At 67.3% G+C, this 20643-nt stretch carries 19 protein-coding genes; 10 read left to right on the top strand and 9 right to left on the bottom strand.

The features are described from left to right. The first annotated feature begins 82 nt into the window (after positions 1-82). On the top strand, positions 83-445 hold the full coding sequence (locus IPG63_19015) for a DUF861 domain-containing protein (protein ID MBK6729249.1): 363 nt from the start codon (positions 83-85) through the stop codon (positions 443-445). Here IPG63_19015 and IPG63_19010 read toward each other — a convergent pair. Next, positions 442-1005, bottom strand: a complete 564-nt coding sequence (locus IPG63_19010) for a DUF2062 domain-containing protein (protein ID MBK6729248.1) — start codon at positions 1003-1005, stop codon at positions 442-444. The two genes, IPG63_19015 and IPG63_19010, sit on opposite strands and share 4 nt — an antisense overlap. Positions 1006-1085: 80 nt before the next feature. Here IPG63_19010 and IPG63_19005 point away from each other — a divergent pair, with 80 nt between their 5' ends. The 6 genes from IPG63_19005 to IPG63_18980 are packed head-to-tail and all read left to right on the top strand — an operon-like array spanning position 1086 to position 7772. Beyond that, on the top strand, positions 1086-3671 hold the full coding sequence (locus IPG63_19005; GenBank protein ID MBK6729247.1) for a serine/threonine protein kinase: 2586 nt from the start codon (positions 1086-1088) through the stop codon (positions 3669-3671). After that, positions 3643-4248 (top strand): rhomboid family intramembrane serine protease, encoded by a 606-nt coding sequence (locus IPG63_19000; GenBank protein MBK6729246.1) that lies wholly within the window; start codon positions 3643-3645, stop codon positions 4246-4248. Before IPG63_19005 ends, IPG63_19000 begins: the two co-directional genes overlap by 29 nt. Before the next feature lie 9 nt (positions 4249-4257). Beyond that, positions 4258-5382, top strand: coding sequence for an ABC transporter permease (locus IPG63_18995; protein ID MBK6729245.1), 1125 nt, complete (start codon positions 4258-4260; stop codon positions 5380-5382). A 2-nt stretch (positions 5383-5384) separates the two neighbouring features. Continuing rightward, complete coding sequence (locus tag IPG63_18990; protein ID MBK6729244.1) at positions 5385-6182, top strand: ABC transporter ATP-binding protein; 798 nt, start codon at positions 5385-5387, stop codon at positions 6180-6182. Position 6183: 1 nt separating this feature from the next. After that, positions 6184-7152 (top strand): MCE family protein, encoded by a 969-nt coding sequence (locus IPG63_18985; GenBank protein MBK6729243.1) that lies wholly within the window; start codon positions 6184-6186, stop codon positions 7150-7152. Beyond that, complete coding sequence (locus IPG63_18980; GenBank protein MBK6729242.1) at positions 7149-7772, top strand: hypothetical protein; 624 nt, start codon at positions 7149-7151, stop codon at positions 7770-7772. The genes IPG63_18985 and IPG63_18980 overlap by 4 nt, the downstream gene beginning before the upstream one ends. A gap of 63 nt (positions 7773-7835) precedes the next feature. Here IPG63_18980 and IPG63_18975 read toward each other — a convergent pair whose 3' ends face one another. Beyond that, complete coding sequence (locus IPG63_18975) at positions 7836-8000, bottom strand: hypothetical protein (protein MBK6729241.1); 165 nt, start codon at positions 7998-8000, stop codon at positions 7836-7838. Positions 8001-8290: 290 nt separating this feature from the next. Between IPG63_18975 and IPG63_18970 the strand changes: the two genes are divergently transcribed. Beyond that, positions 8291-8542: an Arc family DNA-binding protein gene (locus IPG63_18970; GenBank protein ID MBK6729240.1), complete on the top strand. Its 252-nt coding sequence runs from the start codon at positions 8291-8293 to the stop codon at positions 8540-8542. Between the two features lie 11 nt (positions 8543-8553). Beyond that, entirely contained in the window at positions 8554-8970 is a 417-nt protein-coding gene (locus IPG63_18965) for a type II toxin-antitoxin system VapC family toxin (GenBank protein ID MBK6729239.1), read from the top strand. 462 nt (positions 8971-9432) lie between these two features. On the opposite strand, the gene IPG63_18960 is transcribed toward IPG63_18965, so the two are convergent. The 6 genes from IPG63_18960 to IPG63_18935 form a co-directional block, all read right to left on the bottom strand. Continuing rightward, positions 9433-10473 (bottom strand): IS110 family transposase, encoded by a 1041-nt coding sequence (locus IPG63_18960; GenBank protein ID MBK6729238.1) that lies wholly within the window; start codon positions 10471-10473, stop codon positions 9433-9435. Between the two features lie 99 nt (positions 10474-10572). Next, entirely contained in the window at positions 10573-11124 is a 552-nt protein-coding gene (locus IPG63_18955) for a DUF922 domain-containing protein (protein MBK6729237.1), read from the bottom strand. 61 nt (positions 11125-11185) lie between these two features. Then, positions 11186-12241 (bottom strand): 2-oxoacid:ferredoxin oxidoreductase subunit beta, encoded by a 1056-nt coding sequence (locus tag IPG63_18950; GenBank protein MBK6729236.1) that lies wholly within the window; start codon positions 12239-12241, stop codon positions 11186-11188. Then, positions 12238-14076, bottom strand: a complete 1839-nt coding sequence (locus tag IPG63_18945) for a 2-oxoacid:acceptor oxidoreductase subunit alpha (protein MBK6729235.1) — start codon at positions 14074-14076, stop codon at positions 12238-12240. The genes IPG63_18950 and IPG63_18945 overlap by 4 nt, the downstream gene beginning before the upstream one ends. Before the next feature lie 160 nt (positions 14077-14236). Next, on the bottom strand, positions 14237-16060 hold the full coding sequence (locus tag IPG63_18940) for an FAD-dependent oxidoreductase (protein MBK6729234.1): 1824 nt from the start codon (positions 16058-16060) through the stop codon (positions 14237-14239). A gap of 97 nt (positions 16061-16157) precedes the next feature. Then, positions 16158-18554, bottom strand: coding sequence for a response regulator (locus tag IPG63_18935; GenBank protein MBK6729233.1), 2397 nt, complete (start codon positions 18552-18554; stop codon positions 16158-16160). A gap of 130 nt (positions 18555-18684) precedes the next feature. Between IPG63_18935 and IPG63_18930 the strand changes: the two genes are divergently transcribed. Then, a complete protein-coding gene (locus IPG63_18930; GenBank protein ID MBK6729232.1) occupies positions 18685-20040 on the top strand; it encodes an exodeoxyribonuclease VII large subunit in 1356 nt (451 codons plus the stop codon). Positions 20041-20065: 25 nt separating this feature from the next. On the opposite strand, the gene moaC is transcribed toward IPG63_18930, so the two are convergent. After that, positions 20066-20548, bottom strand: a complete 483-nt coding sequence (gene moaC, locus IPG63_18925) for a cyclic pyranopterin monophosphate synthase MoaC (protein MBK6729231.1) — start codon at positions 20546-20548, stop codon at positions 20066-20068. Positions 20549-20643 lie beyond the last annotated feature (95 nt).

Genomic DNA, 20643 nt, shown 5'->3' with positions numbered 1-20643 from the left:
TCGGAAAGGCGGCAGTGTAGCGACTTGCCAGGCCGCCTCCGGCCATGTTCCGATGCCGCCGCATCGACCACGGAAGCACGCCATGACCCCGCACGCACTGCGCTTCGATCTGCACCCGGTCGAACCCGAGACCGACCACCCGCGCGCCGAGCGACGCATCGACGGCAACCCGCAGCGCACCACCTGGAACCACTACACCAATGCCAGCGGCGAAGTGTTCGCCGGCATCTGGTCGAGCGAGGTCGGCAGTTGGCGCATCGAGATGGGCGAGCGCGAAGACGAGTTGTTCTTCGTCACGCACGGGCGCTGCCGCCTCACCGCCGATGATGGCCACAGCATCGACTGCACTGCGGGTCATTCGCTGCTGATTCCGGCTGGCTTTCGCGGCACCTTCGAAGTGCTCGCGGCGATGACCAAGCATTACCTGATCGTGGATCGCTCCTAAGCCCGATCTGGAACTGCGGTGTGGCGCGCGTGCCACTCTCGATAGCGGCGCAGAAACCGTTCAGCCTCCCAGGCCAGGAAGCGCCAGGCGAGATCGAGCAACACCGCGACCACGACGCCGACCACGAGGCCGCCGAGGATCAAGGCGTTGACGCTACTGCCGATGCCAGCCTGGGCAGCGCCGTAGCCGGTCCGCTCGATCAGCCACTGCCCGATCGCATGCGTGACCAGATACACCGGGGCTGCGGTGAGCGGGTTGGTCAGCATCTGCAGACCGATCATGATGGTCAGGTTGGCGCGCACCACGAATGCCGCGAGCAAACCGAGCAACACCTGCAGCCCATAGGTCGGCATGAACGCCAGCACGCTGCCGACATAGAGCGCCGGCAGCACGTTTGCGCGCTTGAACGACCACAGGTAGGGGCGCGTGCGCGCCGCCTCGGCGAAACGCCGGATCACCGGATAGCGGCCGACGTTGGCCCGCCGCGGCAGCATGCGCAGAATCCACCGCAGGCGCTTGCGGCGACGCAGCCATTGCAGGCGCAGGGGATGCTTGCTCACGGTCGGTCGCGGTGGGAGGGTGCGCCATCGTAGCCGAGGCCGCACCCGCGGCGACCACGGGCGCGCAATAATCCGGACCGATGAACGCCTCGCTCCCTGGCACGCCCACCGCGACACCTGAAGACCAGCAACCCGCGCCCGCCGGCGCAGGCCTGGACGAACATGTCACTGCGCCAGGCATTTCCGGTCCGGCCCTGCAGCCGGCGGAGCCGCAACTTGGACCGCGTTATCGCGTCGAACGCCTGCTTGGCAGCGGCGGCATGGGGGCGGTGTGGCTCGCGCGCTGGCGCCAGGACGACATCGAGCGCGCGGTCGCGGTCAAGGTGTTGCTCGCGGGTCGCGATTCCAGCGTCGCCGCGCAACGCTTCCAGCGCGAGCGCCGCATCCTCGCGCGCCTGCAGCACCCGGGCATCGCGCGCCTGCTGGACGTCGGCACCACCGCCGATGGGCGCATGTTCCTGACGATGGAGTACATCGCTGGGCACATGCTGCTGGAGCACGTGCGCGCCGAACGTCCGGACATCGCCACGCGCCTGCGCCTGCTGATCGAGATCGCCGAAGCAGTCGCATTCGCGCACCGAAGCTTCGTCGTGCACCGCGACCTCAAGCCGCAGAACGTGCTCGTCGACCGCGAAGGCCATCCGCACCTGCTCGACTTCGGCATCGCGCGCCTGCTCGACGATTCCGACGAAGAGACGCTGACCCGCACCGGGGTGCGGCCACTGTCGCCCGGCTACGCGGCGCCGGAACAGCTGCGCGGCGACGATGTCGGCACCGCCGCCGATGTGTACGCGCTCGGCGTGATCGGCTACGAACTGCTGTGCGGCGCGCGTCCTTTCGAGCGCCAGGGCGGACTGGAACGCATCCTGCGCGACCTCGTCAGCGAGCGCCTGCGCACGCCGAGCGAGGTGGTCGCGACCACGCTCGGCGACGAGGCGCTGCGGCCACCGCTGCAACGCAAGCGCCTTGCCCGCGAGTTGCAAGGCGACCTCGACACCATCCTCGTGCGTGCGCTGGCCGCACAACCGGAACGTCGCTATGCGACCGCGTCGGACTTCGCCGACGATATCGCGCGCTATCTCGATGGCCAACCAATCCGGGCGCGCCCCGACACCGGCTGGTATCGCCTGCGCAAGTTCGCGCTGCGCCATCGAACCGTGGTCGCGATTTCGGGCAGTGCGCTGCTCGCGCTGGTGCTCGGCCTGCTGGTCGCGCTGGCGCAGGCGCGGCGCGCCAACGTCGAGCGCGACCGCGCGCTGGCCGCGCGCGATTTCATGCTCGGCATGGTGCAGAGCGCCAACCCCTACCAGGCGCCCAACCCGGCGCTCCGGGTCGATGTCATGTTCGAGCATGCTGCGCGCGATCTGGTCGGGCGTTTTCCCGACGATCCGGAAATGGAGGCGACGCTGCTGCAGCAGTTCGGCCGCAGCCTGCTGGTGCTGGAACGCGGCGACGCGGCGGCCGAGGCGCTGGAGCGCGCCGAGCGCCTGCTTGCCGGGCACGTTCCGGACACCCACGCGCTGCTGGTGGAAGTGCGTGGGCGGCTGGTGGACCTGTACCGCTTGCAACGCAACTTCGCCCGATCCGGCGCGCTGGCCGAAGCCCAGTTCGCCTTGTGCGACGACGACACCGTGCTGAAGCCGCTGCAGTGCCTTGGCATCCGCAACGACCGCATCGAGACCAGCCTGTTCAGCGGACATCCGGCGCGGGCGCTGCTGCAGGTGCAGGAAGCGCGCGCGTTCGCGACTGCCGCGCAGCTGGATGACGACTACGAATCGGTGTTCGTCGACTATCTCGATGGCATGGCACGACGCCAACTGGGCGATACCGGCGCCGCGGCCGATGCCCTTCTGCGCCTCGCCGAACGCACCCTGGCCACGGTGCCGGCGCAGCACCCGGGCCTGCTCACCGACATGATGTGGCTCGGCGCGATCGCACTCGATCTTGGCAACACCGAACTCGCCGAGCGCTGCGTTGAACACGCGCTGGCCGGGCGCAGCGCGCTGTATGCGCCCGGCTCGCGTTATGTCCACGAGGCGCGCCTGCTGCGCGCGCAGGTGGCGGTGGCGGCGGACGATCCGGTGCGCGCGCGCTCCGAGCTGTCGACGATCCTGGCGTTCCGCGATGCCCAGCACGGCAGCGAAAGCACGCCGATGACACTGGCCGCCACCTGGCTGGCGCTGCTCGACGCGGTTCCCCCCGCGGACTCGCGCACAGCGGCGGGTGCTGGCGGCGCCGTGCTCAACGTCGACGACAATTCCGCGCGCGCCACCGAGTTGCGGCTGCTGCAGGCAATGATCACGATCACGCGCGGCGACCTCGCCACGGCGCGCAGGTTGCGCGATGAGGTCGGCAATGACGCCGAAGGTACGCCGACACCGCATTGGCGGCCGCTGGCCGATCTGGTCGCTGCACGCATCGCAGAGGCCGCGGGCGACACCGTCACCGCGCGCGCTGCGCGCACGCATCGATACCGAACTGGGACGACAGTGCCGGCGCCTGTTCGATCCGGTGGCCGGGCGTTGGCTGGGGGCAGAACCCGCCGCCGCAGACGCCATCGCCGCGCGCCTGCAGGCCGTCGCCACCCGCATCGCCACCGCCCGCCAGCAGCCGCTCTGAGCGCGAAACGCCGCCGACATGTCCAACTCTCCGTTCCCCCTTCATGAACCCGTGGTCAGCCGCTCCCTGATCGGCAGCTGCGTGGTGGTGTTCCTGGTGCAGTCGCAGATCGGCGACCGCGCATTGATCCTGGCCGCGTTGTGGCCGCTGGGCCCGCACTTCGAGCTCTGGCAGGCGTTGAGCTATGCCTTCCTGCACGGCGGCCTGACACACCTGGTGTTCAACATGCTTGGCCTGCACATGTTCGGCGGCGACGTCGAGCGCATCATCGGACCGCGCCGCTTTGCCCTGCTCTACTTCGCCAGCGTGCTGTGCGCGGCCGCGGCACAGTTGCTGGTCAATGACTTGACCGGATCGCCCTACCCGACCGTCGGCGCATCCGGCGGCCTGTTCGGGGTGATGCTGGTGTTCGCGGCTCTGTTCCCGAAAGCGACGATCGTGCCGCTGATCCCGCCGATCCCGATGCCGGCCTGGCTGTTCGTCACCCTCTACGCCGGCATCGAGCTGTGGCTGGGCGTGACCGGATCGGCTCAGGGCATCGCCCATTTCGCCCACCTCGGCGGGCTGGTCGGCGGCGCGCTGGTGTGGCTGCGCTGGCGTGCCAGATCCCGGCAGAGGCACTAGGATTCGCCCATGACGACGGCGCAACTGGACTGGCGCGAAACGACGGAGACGGGCGCAGTGCTGGCGATCCGCGGCGCCTGCACGATGCAGGGGCTGCCGGCTTTGCTGGCGCAACTCGCCGCACTCAAGCGCAAGCCGGCCACACTCGATCTCTCCGGGCTCGACGCCCTCGATTCGGCCGGCGCCTTGGTGCTGCTGCGCCTGCTCGATGGCCGTCGCCGTTACCGCGATGCGCTGGCCCGCATCGCCGATGCGCGCCCCGAACACCAGGCGCTGCTGCAACTGGTCGCCGACCGCGCCAGCGTCGAACCTGCCGTCGCCGCGCGCCACAGCAGCTGGCGCGAGTGGCTGGTCAAACTCGGCGAGGCGGTGCACGGCTTCGGCGCGCATGCGCTGCAACTGGCAACGTTCTTCGGCGCGATCAACCACTGCTTCTGGGCGATCCTGCACGGCCGACGCAAACTGCGCATGACTTCGGTGGTGCACCACATGGAACGCACCGGGCTCGACGCGGTGCCAATCGTATCGCTGCTGTGCTTCCTGGTTGGCGCCGTGGTCGCGTTCCTGTCGGCGACCGCACTGCGCGACTTCGGCGCCTCGATCCTCACCGTCGAGATCGTCGCGGTCAGCTTCCTGCGCGAGTTCGGCGTGCTGCTCTCGGCGATCCTGGTCGCTGGCCGCTCGGGCAGCGCCTTCACTGCCGAGATCGGCTCGATGCGCAGCCGCGAGGAGATCGACGCGATCCAGGCGCTGGCGCTCGACCCGATCGAACTGCTGGTGATCCCGCGCCTGGTCGCGCTTCTGGTCATGCTGCCGGTGCTGGCCTTCCTCGCGATGCTCTCGGGCATCGTCGGCGGCGCCCTGGTCGGGGCGATGGCGCTGGATATTTCGTGGACCATGTTCCTGGTGCGCATGCAGGACACCACCGAGCTGTACTACCTCTGGCTCGGGCTGCTCAAGGCACCGGTGTTTGCGTTTTTGATCGCCTCGATCGGCTGCCTGGAAGGACTCAAGGTCTCCGGCAGCGCCGAGTCGGTCGGTCGCCACACCACGTCCTCGGTGGTGCAATCGATCTTCCTGGTGATCGTGTTCGACGCGCTGTTCGCGGTGCTGTACATGCAACTGGACCTGTGAGCATGGCCACCGACGACAACGCCGCCGTGATCGAAGTGCGCGGGCTGCGCAACCGCTTCGGCGCCCAGGTCGTGCACGAGGGTCTCGACCTCGACGTGCGCCGCGGCGAAGTGCTGGCGGTGATCGGCGGCTCCGGTGCCGGCAAGTCGGTGCTGCTGCGCTCGATCATCGGCTTGCAGGAACCGGCAGCCGGCACGGTGCGCGTGTTCGGCACCGACCTGCGTGCCAGCGATGCCGCCACCCGAGCCGCGATCGAACGGCGCTGGGGGGTGATGTTCCAGGACGGCGCGCTGTTTTCCTCGCTGACCGTGATCGAGAACATCCAGGTGCCGATGATCGAGCACCAGAAATTGCCGGCCGACCTGATGGACGAACTGGCGCGACTCAAGATCGCGCTGGTCGGCCTGCCCGCCGACGCCGCGCACAAGGTGCCGGCGCAGTTGTCCGGGGGCATGCGCAAGCGCGCCGGCATCGCGCGCGCGCTCGCGCTCGATCCCGAGATCCTGTTTCTGGACGAACCGACTTCGGGTCTCGACCCGCTCGGCGCCGCCGCCTTCGACGAGCTGATCGTGACGCTGAAGCAGAGCCTCGACCTGACCGTGTTCCTGGTCACCCACGACCTCGACTCGATCTTTACCTGCTGCGACCGCGTCGCCGTGCTGGTCGACCGGCACGTGGTCGCCATCGACACGCCAGCGCGGATCAGTGAGCATCCGCACCCATGGATTCAACAGTGCTTCCGCGGCCCGCGCGGTCGCAGTGCCGAAAGTGCGCTGACGCTGCGCACGCAAGGAACCTGAGATGGAAACCCACGCCCGCTTCTTCCTGATCGGACTGTTCTCGCTGGTGGTCACAACGGCGCTGGTGCTGTTCGTGCTCTGGCTCGGCAAGCTGCAGCTCGACCGCGAATACCAGGAATACGATGTGCTGTTCCACGAGTCGGTGAGCGGCCTCAGCGTCGGCGGCCTGGTGCAATACCACGGCATCCAGATCGGCGAAGTGCGCAAGTTGCGACTCGATCCGGAAGACCCGCGCGAGGTGCGCGTGCGCGTGCGCGTGACCGCGAGCACGCCGATCAAGACCGACACCAAGGCGCAACTCAGCTACACCGGCCTGACCGGGGTCGCGGTGGTGGAACTGTTCGGCGGCACGCCCGCCGCGAAGTTGCTGCGCGAGGCCGGCACCCAGCCGGTGCCCGAGATCGATTCGGTGCCGTCCACGCTGAGCCAGTTGATGAGCGGTGGCAGCGGCGCCATGCACAGCGCGCAGGAAGTGATGGCGCGCGTCGGCGAGGTGCTGAGCGACGAGAACATCGGCCGCGTCTCGACCCTGCTCGACAATCTCGCGACGGTGAGCAGCGAAGTGAAGGATGACTACCCGACCCTGCGCACTGCGCTCGCGGATGCGCGCGAGCTCGAGCATCGCCTCAGTTCCGCGGCGAAACGGGCCGATGAATTGCTGGCGCAGCTGCAACGCGACATCGCCGCGCGCGAAGGCGATCCCGACGGCGGTCTGGTCGATCAGGCACGCGCCGCAGTCGCCGACATCCGCTCCGCCGCGCGCGAGGTCGATGCCTTCGCCGTCGCCGGCCGCACCACGTTCGACAGCCTCGACCAGCAGTCGCGCGGCGAACTGGCGGCGACGCTGAAGGCGCTGCAACAGGCCAGCGAAAATCTCGTGCGCATCACCCAGCGCTTCGACCAGGGCCCCGCCGACTACGTGCTCGGCGCCGAATCCCTGCCCGTCTACACTCCGGAGAAGAACAAGTGACCCGCTCCACATCTCTTCGTGGGTGCGATTTTCAATCGCACGATCTTCCCACTCGGCTCTTCGCCCTGCTCAGCATCGCACTGATCTCGGGCTGCGCGCTGCTGCGCACACCCGAGCCGCTCACCACCCTGCAACTGCCACTCGCCGACTCGGCACCGTCGCTGCAATGGCCAGCCCGGCTCGGTCCCGGCATCGTCCAGGCCACCGCCGCCCTGCAGAGCAACCGCGTGCTGGTCACGAAGGGATCCTTGCTGATGCAGCACGAAGGCCTGCGCTGGGTGGACGCGCCACCGGTACTGGTCGCCGAACAGCTGCGCAGCCTGCATGCACGATCCACCCATGGCACCGAAGCGATCGGTGCGCTGGATCTGTGGCTTACCGGATTCGAGCTGCGCGTCGATGCCAGCGGAACGCGCGAAGTGGTCGTCGCCGCCTCGGCCACCCTGCGCTGCAGCGCAAGCACGCGCACCGTGCAACTGGCCCCGACCTCCGCGACCGCGACGCCAGCCAATGCCGCTGCCCAGTCCCTCGCCGACGCCTTCGCCAGTGCCAGCAGCGAAGTCCTCAGCAACTTGCTGAGTGCAGCGGAACAATCCGTCGCCACCTGCGCCGCCCCGTAGGCCTGCGCCGACTGGAGTGCAGCGACCCCCGGCATTCGCTCGAGGGTCGGATTGCCGCGGACTTCAGCTGCCCTGCGGCTTCGGCGGTTGCGGCGCGCCGACTTCGGGCTGGCTGCTGCTGTCGCCGTCTTCGCTCTTGCCGGTCTTCTTGCGCAACTTCTCTTCGTTCTTTTTCTTCTTCGCCAGCTCGCGCTGCTTCTTGGCAAATGCGTAGTTCGGTGCGGCCATCGTGGTTCCCCGGATCGGCAAGTGGAAATATGGCCGCCATGTTCTCACGACGACGCGCCGGCAGATACCGGAAATTTCCGGCGCCAGCCGACAACGAAAGAACCCGTGCGCAATTCCGTAGGATGTGCCGAGCGCAGCGAAGCGCATCGATTGCGTGACGTTCGAAGCGGTGCGCCTCGCTGCGCTCGGCACACCCTACGGATCGAGGCGGACACCATCGCTGGCGAATTGCAGCGATGATGTCAGAACAATAGAATGCTGTCATCGCAAGCAACCCGAGGATCCGCATCATGGCCGCCCTGACCGTACGCAATCTGCCCGACGAAGTGCATCGCGCCTTGCGCATGCGTGCCGCAGCACACGGCCGCAGCACCGAGGCCGAGGTGCGAGCCATTCTCGAAGACAGCGTGAATCCCGCAGGCGGCCTCAAGCTGGGTTCGCTGCTGCACGACATCGCGCGCAAGGCCAGGCTCACCGACGTCGAGGTCGATCGGATCACGCAGCGGGATCGGTCACCGCCGCGCCACGTCAGCCTCGACTGAGGCGGATCGAGATGATCCTTCTCGACACGAATGTGATCTCCGAACCGCTGCTGCCCGCGCCGGACCCCAGGGCAATCGCGTGGATCGATGCTCAGCCGGTCCAGACCTTGTTTCTCTCGGCCATCACCGTGGCGGAGCTGCGTGTCGGCATCGCGTCCCTTCCGGCCGGAAAACGTCGCGACGCGCTGCGCGAACGGATCGAAACCCGTGTACTGCCGCTGTTCACCGGCCGCGTGCTGGCCTTCGATCTGGCGGCGACCGCGCCCTATGCCGAACTCCTGGCGAAGGCCCGGTCGAAGGGCCAGGTGATTGGTCAGGCAGACGCCTACATCGCTGCGATCGCGCTGGCGCACGGCATGTCCGTGGCCACACGTGACACCAAGCCATTCAAGCTGGCGGGCGCGCTCGTGGTCGATCCCTGGAACTAGCGCCGGCGCGGTGAGGACCAGAGCGCGGCCTCGTAGAATGTGCCGAGCATGGCGAGGCGCATCGGTTGCGTGACGTTCGAAGCGGTGCGCCTCGCTGCGCTCGGCACACCCTACGGGCATGGCGAGATTGAGGCGAACGGGCTATGGATCGAGGCGCATCGAAGCGCATCGGTTGCGTGACGTTCGAAGCGGTGCGCCTCGCTGCGCTCGGCACACCCTATGTATGGACTCACCCCCTCCGTCAACCGCTGCTTTTTTCACGGACCTTGGCTGCGTCTATGTATCAGGCCTCTGATCGGCGAAGCATCGCCTGGGCCAGCATCGGATGAGCACGCGGACTGCCAATTACGTGTAGGCCTCAAGGGCCAGTAGGGTGTTAGGCACCGATCCGCGTCGGTCTTACCTGTGGTTCGTGCGTGAAGCAGCAGGCTGGGCGCTCAGCGCCCGGGGTGAACGCAGGTTTCATCTCATGGCGGCATCCTCGCGGTAGCTGCCGCCGTTCTTCAGCAACGCGTACATGATTCTCAGGTTGCGATTGGCCAGGCGCACCGCAGCAGCCTTGCTGCCCAGCTTCTCCTTCCAGCGGCGAAGACGCTGCGGATGTTTTCTTTCCTCGCACGCCGGATTCACTTGTCGCAACACAGCATGTGCACCGTTGATCAGTAGGCTGCGGACATAGCCATCTCCGCGCTTGGACATGCCCCTCAGCCGGATTCGATTGCCACTGCTCGCCTGATCTGGCACCACGCCAAAATACGCCGCAAATTGTCGCGCATTGGCAAAGCGTTCTGGATTCAAGTCCTTGCACACCAATGCGGTCGCAGTCATCGGCCCTACACCAGGAACCGTCATCAGGCGCCGCGTCAGTGGATCGGTTGTTGCCACGCTCTGCAACTCCGCGTCGAGCGCAGCCATGCGTTCGCCCAAGCATTCCCACTCCGCCCACAGATCCGCAATCAGATCGCGCAGCCGAAAGGGAATGGGCAAGCTCGCATCCTCCAGCACCTGCCGCAGGCGAACGACCAGCGCCATCTCGCCGCGCGCGAAGACCAGCCCATGCTCGGTAAGCAACCCGCGAATCTGATTGCTGATCGCCGTACGCCGCGACACGTACCCCGAACGCACCCGATGCAGAGCCTGCATCGTCAGCCGCTCCACCGACTTGACCGGAACTGCGTGGATCGATTTGTCGCGCCCCGCACGCAGGATCGCGAAAGTGTCCTTGCGGTCGTTCTTGGCGCCGCTGCGATGCTCCTCCACTCGCTGTGCGGGTAGTACGAAAACCTCGATGCCGTGTGACTGCAACTCACGCGCCCATGACTGCGCGCCAGGGCCGGTCTCCATAAGCACCACCAACGGCGGTTTCAGCGTCCTCAGGAACTCGACAAACGACTCGCGCGACTTGATCCGGTCCTCGAAAACAACAGTGCCTCGCTCGTCCTCGCCGGCCACTTGGAAAACGCTCTTCGCCAGATCGATCGCCAACGTCCGCACACGTGCCATACACTCGTTCATGGGCTCGCCCTCTCACTTTGGTCGTGGTGCACGCAGTTCACCACTCCTGGCGCCTAGACGCCTCGGTGAGGGGGTGAGTCCATTCGATTACGGGTCGAGGCGGACGCCGTCGCGGATACCGAAGTCGGTATCGCGATCGAAGCGGCGATTGGCTTCGCGGAAGCGCCGCACGATGCGGCGTGCGACCCCGTCGATGCGTCGGCGCAGCTTGTCGCAGTCCGAAGCCGTGGTCACTTCGCGCAGCGCCTGCAGTACCGCGACCGCAGCCTCGCGGCCCAGTTCGCGATGGCGCGCCTCGTGCCGCGTCAGGGCTTCGAGCATCCTGTCCCAACGGTGTACCAGGCCGCGGTCCACGCGCTTTGGCTGCTCCCAATGCGGCAGCAGCGTGCGCGTCGCCACCGCAACCTGGACTTCGTCCAACCGACACTCGCGCTCATGCGCGTAGGCGGTGTGTTGCCAGGTCAGCTGCGCCACCGTGTGGCCGCTGCCGCGTCGCTCGACCACTCCGCCGATCGGGCCCGAGCGTGCGAGCGCGCCGCCGAGCTCGGCGACGCTGCTGCCGCGCACGGTGTAGTACTCGATGTGTTCGGTGACCGTGACCTCGCCGGCCGCAGCCGTGCCCGCCACCAGACCCAGCACCGCAATCCGTCTCCAGCACCGACCGCGCGAAGGTCCGGATGCGTCCGCGTCCAGACGGCGCTCAACGCAGCCGCTGATTGATCTTCTCCAGCGCGGCCTTGCCCGGCGACAGCTCCCTTGCGCCGAGCGTGTTCAGCGGCGCGGCGATGGTGTTGAGATGCTCGTGCAGGTCGCCGGAGTCGTTGTCGACGTAGAGCAGGCCGGTGACGACCTCGCCTTCGGCCTGGTGCTTGGTGATGTAGTTCATCGCCCCGATCTTGTCGTGCGGATCGTAGTCGCGGTGCAGCTTGCGCAGCAGCAGCACGGTGCCGTCGTGCTGCTCGACCTCGATCACCTGGCCCTCGGCGTAGTCGACCACGATCTCCTGCCGGGTCGGGATGAAGTCGACGCGGTTCACCGCCTCGTTGTGCTCGCGCACGTAGTCGTAACTCTTGGTGCTGCCGGCGTGGTTGTTGAAGGTCACGCAGGGGCTGATGACATCGATGAAGGCCGCGCCCTTGTGCGCGATCGCGGCCTTGATGATCGGTACCAGCTGCTTCTTGTCGCCGGAGAAGCCGCGCGCGACGAAGGTGGCGCCCATCTGCAGCGCCAGGCTGATGGTGTCGATCGGCGACTCGGTATTGACCGCGCCCTTCTTCGACTTCGAGCCTTGGTCTGCGGTCGCCGAGAATTGGCCCTTGGTCAGACCGTACACGCCGTTGTTCTCGAGGATGTAGACCATGTTCACGCCGCGGCGCATCACGTGCGCGAACTGGCCGATGCCGATCGAAGCCGAATCGCCATCGCCGGACACGCCCAGATACAGCAACGAACGGTTGGCGAGGTTGGCGCCGGTCAGCACCGAGGGCATGCGCCCGTGCACGGTGTTGAAGCCGTGCGAGTTGCCGAGGAAGTAATCGGGCGTCTTTGAACTGCAGCCGATGCCCGACATCTTGGCCACGCGGTGCGGCTCGACATCCATCTCCCAGCAGGCCTGGATGATCGCGGCCGAGATCGAGTCGTGACCGCAACCGGCGCACAGCGTCGAGACTCGGCCTTCGTAGTCGCGGCGGGTGTAGCAGACCTTGTTCTGGGCCAGACTCGGATGGTGCAGCTTGGGCTTGGCGAGGTAGGTCATGCGCGGTCTCCGCGAGTGGTCCGCATGCGTTCGGCGATGGCCGTGGTGATGAAGCGCGCAGTGATCGGGGTGCCGTCGTAGTGCAGGATCTTCGGCAGCCGCGCCGGCGCGATCTCTAGTTCGTTGATCAGCATGCTGCGCAGTTGCGCGTCGCGGTTCTGTTCGACCACGAACACCTGCTCGTGGGCGGCGATGAACTCGGGCACGCAGTCCGGGAACGGAAACGCGCGCAGCCGCATCGCGTCGACGTGCAGATCCATCGCCGCGAGCGCGGCCAGCGCTTCCTCCATCGCCGGGCTGGTCGAGCCGAAATAGAGCACGCCGTAGCGCGCCGGCTGCGCCGCTTTGCGCAGCACCGGCTGCGGTACCAGCGTCTTCGCGGTATCGAGCTTCTTCAGCAGGCGCTGGACGTTGTACAGGTAGTCCGGGCCGGCCTCGGAGTAGCGAGCGTAGGCATCGCGGGTGGTGCCGCGCGTGAAGTAGCCGCCCTTGCTCGGATGCGTTCCCGGATAGGTGCGGTAGGGAATGCCATCGCCATCGACATCGAGATAGCGGCCGAAGTCCTTGCCGGCCTCGAGTTCCTCGGCGCTCATCACCTTGCCGCGGTCGTACTCGCGGCTGTCGTCCCACTCGAATGGTGCGCACAGGCGTTGGTTCATGCCGATGTCGAGATCGGTCATCACGAACACCGGGGTCTGCAGGCGGTCGGCCAGGTCGAGCGCCGCGGCGGCATGGTCGAAGCACTCCCTGGGGTCTTCCGGGAACAGCAGGATGTGCTTGGTGTCCCCGTGCGAGGCATAGGCGCAGGCGAGCAGATCGGCCTGCTGGGTGCGCGTCGGCATGCCGGTCGAGGGCCCGCCGCGCTGCACGTTGATCAGCGTGGCCGGAACCTCGGCGAAGTAGGCGAGCCCGAGGAACTCGGTCATCAGCGAGACGCCGGGACCGGAGGTAGCGGTGAACGCGCGCGCGCCGTTCCAGCCGGCGCCGATGACCATGCCGATCGAGGCGATCTCGTCCTCGGCCTGCACGATCGCGAAGCGGTTCTTGCCGCTCTCCGGATCGACGCGCAGCTTCTGGCAATACGACTGGAACGCCTCCGCCACCGAGCTCGACGGCGTGATCGGATACCACGCACACACCGAGGCGCCGCCGTAGACGCAGCCGAGCGCGGCGGCAGTGTTGCCATCAACGAAGATGCGCTCGCCCACCTGGTCGGCACGCCGCACCGTCAGGCCGATGCGCCCGATGTGCTTGGCGGCGTGGTCGCGCCCGAGGTGCAGTGCCTTGACGTTGGAGTCGAGCAGCTTTTCCTTGCCCTTGTACTGTTCGGTGAACAACTGCTCGATCACCTGTGGCTCGATGTCGAGCATCACCGACAGTGCGCCAAGGTAGAGGATGTTCTTGAACAGCTGGCGCTGGCGCGCGTCGCTGTAGGTGGCGTTGCAGATCTCGGTGAGCGGCATGCCGATCACGGTGATGTCGCTGCGCAGCTTCGACGCCGGCACGTGCTTGCTGTTGTCGTAGAACAGGTAACCGCCGGGCTCGACCTCGCGCACGTCGGCCGCCCAGGTCTGCGGGTTCATCGCCACCATCAGATCAACGCCGCCGCGCCGCCCGAGCCAGCCGGCCTCGGTGACGCGAATTTCGTACCAGGTCGGCAGTCCCTGGATATTCGAGGGAAAAATGTTGCGCGGACTGACCGGCACGCCCATGCGCAGGATCGCCTTCGCGAACAACTCGTTCGCCGACGCCGAGCCGGAGCCGTTGACGTTGGCGAACTTGACGACGAAGTCGTTGGTGGCGGTGATGGATTGAGGTTTGAGCAGTGCGTTCATGCAGTGTGCCTCCCGCATCGGGTGCCGTTCGGGCTGAGCTGGTCGAAGCCCGACCCCACGAACCTGCAGCGTGCGAGCCGTTTGCAATCGCCCTTCGACAAGCTCAGGGCGAACGGAACCGCGGACGCGGCGCGTCGAAGACGCGGTGAAGTCAGGAGGCTCATGCGGCGGCTCCCAACGGGGTCTTGCTGCGACAACCGGGCCCGGCCTTGGGGGTCTGGAGCAGGAACTTCTGCATGTCCCAGGCTCCGGTCGGGCAGCGTTCGGCGCACAGGCCGCAGTGCAGGCAGACGTCCTCGTCCTTGACCATCACGCGCCCGGTCTTGACGTGGTCGGACACGTACAGGTCCTGCGCCAGGTTCAGCGCCGGCGCACTCAGGCGCTTGCGCAGATCGGGCTCGTCGGCATTCATGGTGAAGGTGATGCAGTCCATCGGGCAAATGTCGACGCAGGCATCGCACTCGATGCAGGCGTCCTTGACGAACACCGTCTGCGCATCGCAATTCAGGCAGCGCGCGGCTTCCTTGCACGCGGCCTGCGCGTCGAAGCCGAGCTCGACCTCGACCTTGATGCTGGACAGCGCCAGTTCCTTCGCCACCCACGGCACCACCTGGCGCTGATCGCGGGTGATCTCGTTGTCGTAGCTCCATTCGTGGATGCCCATCTTCTGCGAAACCAGCGTCACCATCGGTGGCGGTCGCTGGTTGACATCCTCGCCCTGCAGGAACTTGTCGATCGACACCGCAGCCTCGTGACCGTGAGCGACCGCCCAGATGATGTTCTTCGGTCCGAACGCGGCGTCGCCGCCGAAGAACACCCGCGGCACGGTCGATTGCAGGCTCGCGGCATCGAGCACCGGCAGCCCCCAGCGATCGAACTCGATGCCGATGTCGCGTTCGATCCACGGAAACGCATTCTCCTGCCCGACCGCAACCAGTACGTCGTCGCACTCGACACGCACATCGGGCGCACCGGTCGGCACCAGCGTGCGCCGGCCCTTGGCGTCGTAGTCTGCGCGCACGATCTCGAAGGTCATCGCCACCAATTGGCCGTTCTCGTGCTCGAAGCTCTTGGGCACGTGGAAATTCAGGATCGGGATACCTTCGTGCGCCGCGTCTTCCTTCTCCCACGGCGAGGCCTTCATCTCGTCGAAGCCGGAGCGCACGATGACCTTGACCTCGTCGCCACCGAGTCGTCGCGCCGATCGGCAGCAGTCCATTGCGGTGTTGCCGCCGCCGAGCACGATCACTCGCCGTCCGATCTTCTCGACGTGTCCGAAACTGACCGAGGCCAGCCAGTCGATGCCGAGATGGATGTGCGCCGCGGCTTCGCTGCGGCCGGGAAGTTCCAGATCGCGCGCGCGCGGCGCGCCGGAACCGACGAACACCGCGTCCCAACCCTGCCCCAACAAGTCCTTGAGCGAATCGATGCGGGTGCCGCCGCGGAACTCGACGCCGAGTTCGGTGATGAAGCCGCACTCCTCGTCGATCACCGATTCGGGCAGACGGAAGCGCGGCACCTGCGAGCGCATGAAGCCACCGGCCTTGGGATCGCCGTCGAACACGGTGACGGCGTAACCGGCGAGCGCGAGATCGCGCGCCACCGTCATCGACGCCGGCCCGGCGCCGACACAGGCGACGCGCTTGCCATTGCGCGCAGCAGGCGCCGGCAGGTGCCGCGCGACATCACCCTTGTGATCGGCGGCGACACGCTTGAGTCGGCAGATCGCGACCGGCTGCGGCTTCTCGCCATTGCCTTCCTCGACGCGACTGCGCCGGCAGGCCGGTTCGCAGGGTCGATCGCAGGTGCGCCCGAGGATTCCCGGAAATACGTTCGACCACCAGTTCACCATGTACGCGGCGTCGTGGCGGCCGGCGGAGATCAGGCGGATGTACTCGGGCACCGGCGTATGTGCCGGGCAGGCCCATTGGCAATCGACCACCTTGTGGAAGTAGTCGGGATTGCGAAGATCGGTCGGACGCATGCTTCTCCCCATCGGAGCCACGAATGGCCGCGCCGCCAGGACGACGACAACAGCAAGTCGAGTCTAGCCCGAAAGAACGCCTGCGGAATGACCTCGATCAGCTCTTCGCGACCGCCCCGGCGGGACGCAGACGATCGCTCCACTGCGCCAGCGCGTCGCCGATCACGTAGTGCGCGCCGTCGCGGAACAGATCGCCAAGCGGCGCTGGATCATGCACGCCATCGACCACGACGATCTTGCCGTGCTTGATCGACTCGGCGATCAGGCGCGCGCGCTGCGCGCTCCAGTCCTTTCCGGCGGCCGACCACGGGATCAGGTTGGCGTAGATGCTTGGCAGACGGCAGAGCCGCTGCTGATCGGGGCCGAAGTCGGTAAATCCGGACAGGCACAGGCGCACCCCGGCGGTCTGGATGGCCTCCAGCGCGCGGTTGGCCTGGGCCAGATTATCGATCATCGCGGTGGCGTCGAAGACCAGCGCCAGCATGTCGGCATCGCAGTGCAGGCCGTGCAGGTCGGCCTGCAACCATTGGGCGAAACCGGGATCGCGCAGGCTGTCGATGCTCAGCGGCAACAGCACGCGCAGGTCCGGCTGCAAAGCGGATTCCTCGCAGGTGCGACGGCCAAGCGCGTGCACCTGCCAGCGATCGACCGCGCGCATCACGTTCAGCGAACACGCGATCGGCTGGAACACCGCGCGTTCGATCCGCATCGCGTGTGAAGCCTTCGGCGCCACCAGCGCGAAGTCAGCCAGGTATTGGCTGGTCAACTGGCCACGCAGCGGCACCAGCGAACGAAAACGGAATTGGGTGGTCTCCGCGATCAACGGTCGCCGCAGAATGGCGTGCGCCAACCGCACCTCCGGTGCGATTTCGTTTTCGTCGCGATTGCGCAGCACGCGTTCGCTGCGGCCGCCGCCCTGTCCTTGGGCGGCGTGCACCGCATCGCTCACGCTGCCGAGCAAATCGTCGATCGTCACCCCGGGTTCGTCGGCGCGCGCCCAGCCCATGGAAAAACTAACCCTGACCGCAGTCGACGCATCCATCCAGCCCCGCCCGGAAAGCCGTGCGCGCAGATTCTCTGTCGCGATCGCCGCGGCGCCCTCGCCAGATACCGTCAGCAGCGAGATGAAACTGAAATCGCCGAGCGCGCATACGCCGGTCTTGAGTGCCGGTTCACTGGCGATGGCGGTACCCACTTGCATGGCCAGATCGCCGGTACGCACGAAGCCGAGGCGTTTGGCCAAGGCGGGAACGTCGTCGACGCTGAGCATCAGCAATACGACGCATTCGCCGAGTTCACCGCGACGCGCGCGCTCGATCTCGTGGACCAGCGTGGCGCGGTCGATACGGCCGTGGCGCAGCCCACCGGCCGCATCCACCGGGCGCGCCGATACCGAAAGCTTGCGCACACGGGCGAGGCGGCCAGTCACCGATGCCAGCAGGTGCCGCGGTTTGGTCGGCTTGGCCAGAAAATCGTCGCCGCCCATGCGGATCGCGTCGAAGCGCTTTTCGATGTCCTCTTCCCCGGACATGAACACGATCGGGGTCAACGCCATCTCCGGTCGTTCGCGGATCAGTTGGGCGACCTCGATGCCATTCATGTCCGGCAGGTACAGATCGAGCAGCACCAGGTCGGGATGAAACTCGCCGAGCGCGGCGAGCCCGTCGCGCGCGTTGTGCTCGATTCGCGTGGTGATGCCCTTGTAGCCGAGCACGGTGGCGCAGAACATCGCCATCGAAGCGTCGTCGTCGATGATCAGCACTCGCGCATCCTCGCGGCTGCGGCGCAGGAACAGGCCCATCACCTGCTCGGTGGCGTGCAGCGCGTCGGCACCCTCGAGCACGGCATCGGCTCCGGAACGCTGGGCAAAAAGTCGCTGGCGCACATCTCCGCCATCGCACAACGCCAGCACCAGCGGCCGCCGGTGTTCCTCGCCACTGCTGCGCTCGACCGCCTCGATCATCCGCGCCAAACCAGCCACGAACCCCTCATCCACGACCAGCGCATGCGGGGGCAGCGCCGCCACCTCGACCATCGCCCGGTTCAGGTCGCTGAAACTTCGGGTCACGAAATGCTCGTGGGTCAACTGCTGCACCAATCCCGGCAACTCGCGGTCGTCGGCGCGCAGGTAGTAGACGACACGATGCTGGCTGGAACGAAGCGCATGTGCACCGCCGGTCGACGCTGCGGCTTCGGCACCGCAGATGGCGGCGAGCTGGCCGAGCAAGCCGCGCGCGCGCGCGCGCTCGGCGGCATTGGCCTGCTTGCCGGCTTCGACCAGCGAAGCGAGATAGACGGCCAGCTCGAGCGCAGCTGCGGTGATCGCTTCGATTCCCGGCACATCCACCGCCGCAGCGAGATTGTCGACTTGCTCGTACAGCTGCGCGATCTCGACCACCGGCCAGGCATCAACCAGCATCAAGCCGCGCGAGGCGAGCTCTCGAGCCTGCGCTGTGACCTTGCGCACCGGTGCCGGAACGGGCGATTCATCCATCTGCGGAATCTCGCTGCAGTGTCTGGACGCGTCAAGCACGAAGTGGTGAAGCGGCACATTTGTTCGCGCCGGCCGCGAACGCCGTGCGCGGGAATGTATTCTCGGCGCCCCCCTTGGCCTGCCCTGCACCGTGAGCGATTCACCCTCCCCGACGACCACGACGCTGACGCCGACCGCATTGAACGCGGCCGTGCGCGCCGCGCTCGAACGCAACTTTCCGCTGTTCTGGATCGAAGGCGAAGTGTCGAACTTTCTGCGCGCGAAGTCGGGGCACCTGTACTTCTCGCTGAAGGACGCCGGCGCCCAGGTGCGCTGCGCGATGTGGCGCCCGCGCGCGATGCTGATGCGTTTCGCACCCGGCGACGGACAGCACGTTCTGGCGCGCGCGCGCGTCACGTTGTACGAGCCGCGCGGCGAGTTCCAGTTGCAGATCGAACACCTCGAACCTGCGGGCCAGGGCGCGCTGCAGCGCGCGTATGAGGAATTGAAGGCGAAGCTCGAGGCCGAGGGCCTGTTCGCCAGCACGCGCAGGCGATCGCTTCCGGCGTTCCCGCGGCGCATCGCGGTGGTGACCTCGCCCTCGGGCGCTGCCATCCGCGACGTGCTGGCGGTGCTCGGGCGGCGCTTTCCGCTGGCCGTGGTCGATCTGTTCCCGAGTCTGGTGCAAGGAACCGAGGCCGCGGCTGCGCTGCGCCGCCAGCTCGAAGCGATCGCGCAGCTTGGCCGCCACGACGTGGTGCTGCTGACCCGCGGCGGCGGCGCGATCGAGGACCTGGCCGCGTTCAATGATGAGGCGCTGGTGCGGTGCATTGCCGCGATGCCGATGGCAGTGCTGTCCGCGGTCGGCCACGAGACCGATTTCACGATCGCCGATTTCGTCGCGGACTTGCGCGCCGCCACGCCCTCGGCCGCTGCTGAGCACCTTGTGCCAGATCGCGGCGCGCTCGGTGAGCGCCTCAGGCTGCTGGTACGCCGCCTGCACCGCGCCACCGAGTACCGTCTGGAACGCGACGCGCAGGCGCTCGATCGCGCCCACCTGCGCCTGAGCGCGCGCCATCCGCTGCAGTGGCTGAAGCGGCTCGACGAACGCCTGCAGCACGCCCACGCGCGCCTGCTGCGCGCGCCAGCGCCGCAATTCGCACAGCATCGGCAACGTCTGACCCTCCTGCACAGCCGCCTGCTGCGCGCCGCCGGCTTCGAACGCGCCGCGCTCGCCAAGCGCCGCAGCGAACACGCCCGCATTCGCCTGCTCACCGCGCTGCAACACTGCCTCGCGCAACACGCCGAACGCCTCGCCGGTCTAAGCCGTTCCCTGCATGTACTCAGCCCGCTCGCCACCCTCGACCGCGGCTACGCCCTCGCCTTCGACGCCCAGGGCCGCCTCCTCACCTCCGTCCATGCCATCGTGCCCAGCGCCGCCCTGCGGCTGCGCCTCCACGACGGTCACCTCGACACCCAAGTCCTCTCCCGCCACCCCAACCCCTGACCCACCCTGCAGCACGGGAGCCGACTCACCCCCGCAGATCGAAGTTGTCGCGGCCACCGGACTTGGCGAGAACGGCGGTGGATTCGATGCGGATGGCATGGGAGAGCGCCTTGCACATGTCGTAGACGGTGGCAGCGGCGATCTGGACGCCAACCAGGGCTTCCATCTCGACACCGGTGCGGGCGGTCGCGGCAACCGTGCAGCGCAGGCACAAGCGCTCGGCGTCGTGCCAGCGGTGCTCGAAAGCGATTTTCTCGACCGGCAGCGGATGGCAGAACGGGATCAGCTCGTGCGTGCGCTTGACCGCGAGGGTACCGGCGACCACGGCAGTGTCGAGCACGGCACCCTTGGCCGCGCGCATGTCCCGCTGGCGCAACTGCGCGGCGACCTCGGCAGGAAAGTGCACCCAGGCCTCCGCGCAAGCTTCGCGGCGGGTCACCGACTTGTCGCCGACATCGACCATGCAGGGCAGCCCTTCGGCATCGACGTGGCTGAGTGGATGGGTCATGGGTGCTCCTGGCCGTGCTGTGCGCGGGTCGCGGCGACGAGCGCCGACACGGGCGGCGCGAGCGGATACGCCACCCCCGGCGCGGCGACGCGCAG

This window comes from Lysobacterales bacterium (assembly GCA_016703225.1).
Lineage (GTDB): Bacteria > Pseudomonadota > Gammaproteobacteria > Xanthomonadales > Ahniellaceae > JADKHK01.
This window is presented reverse-complemented; position numbering and strand designations above follow the sequence as displayed.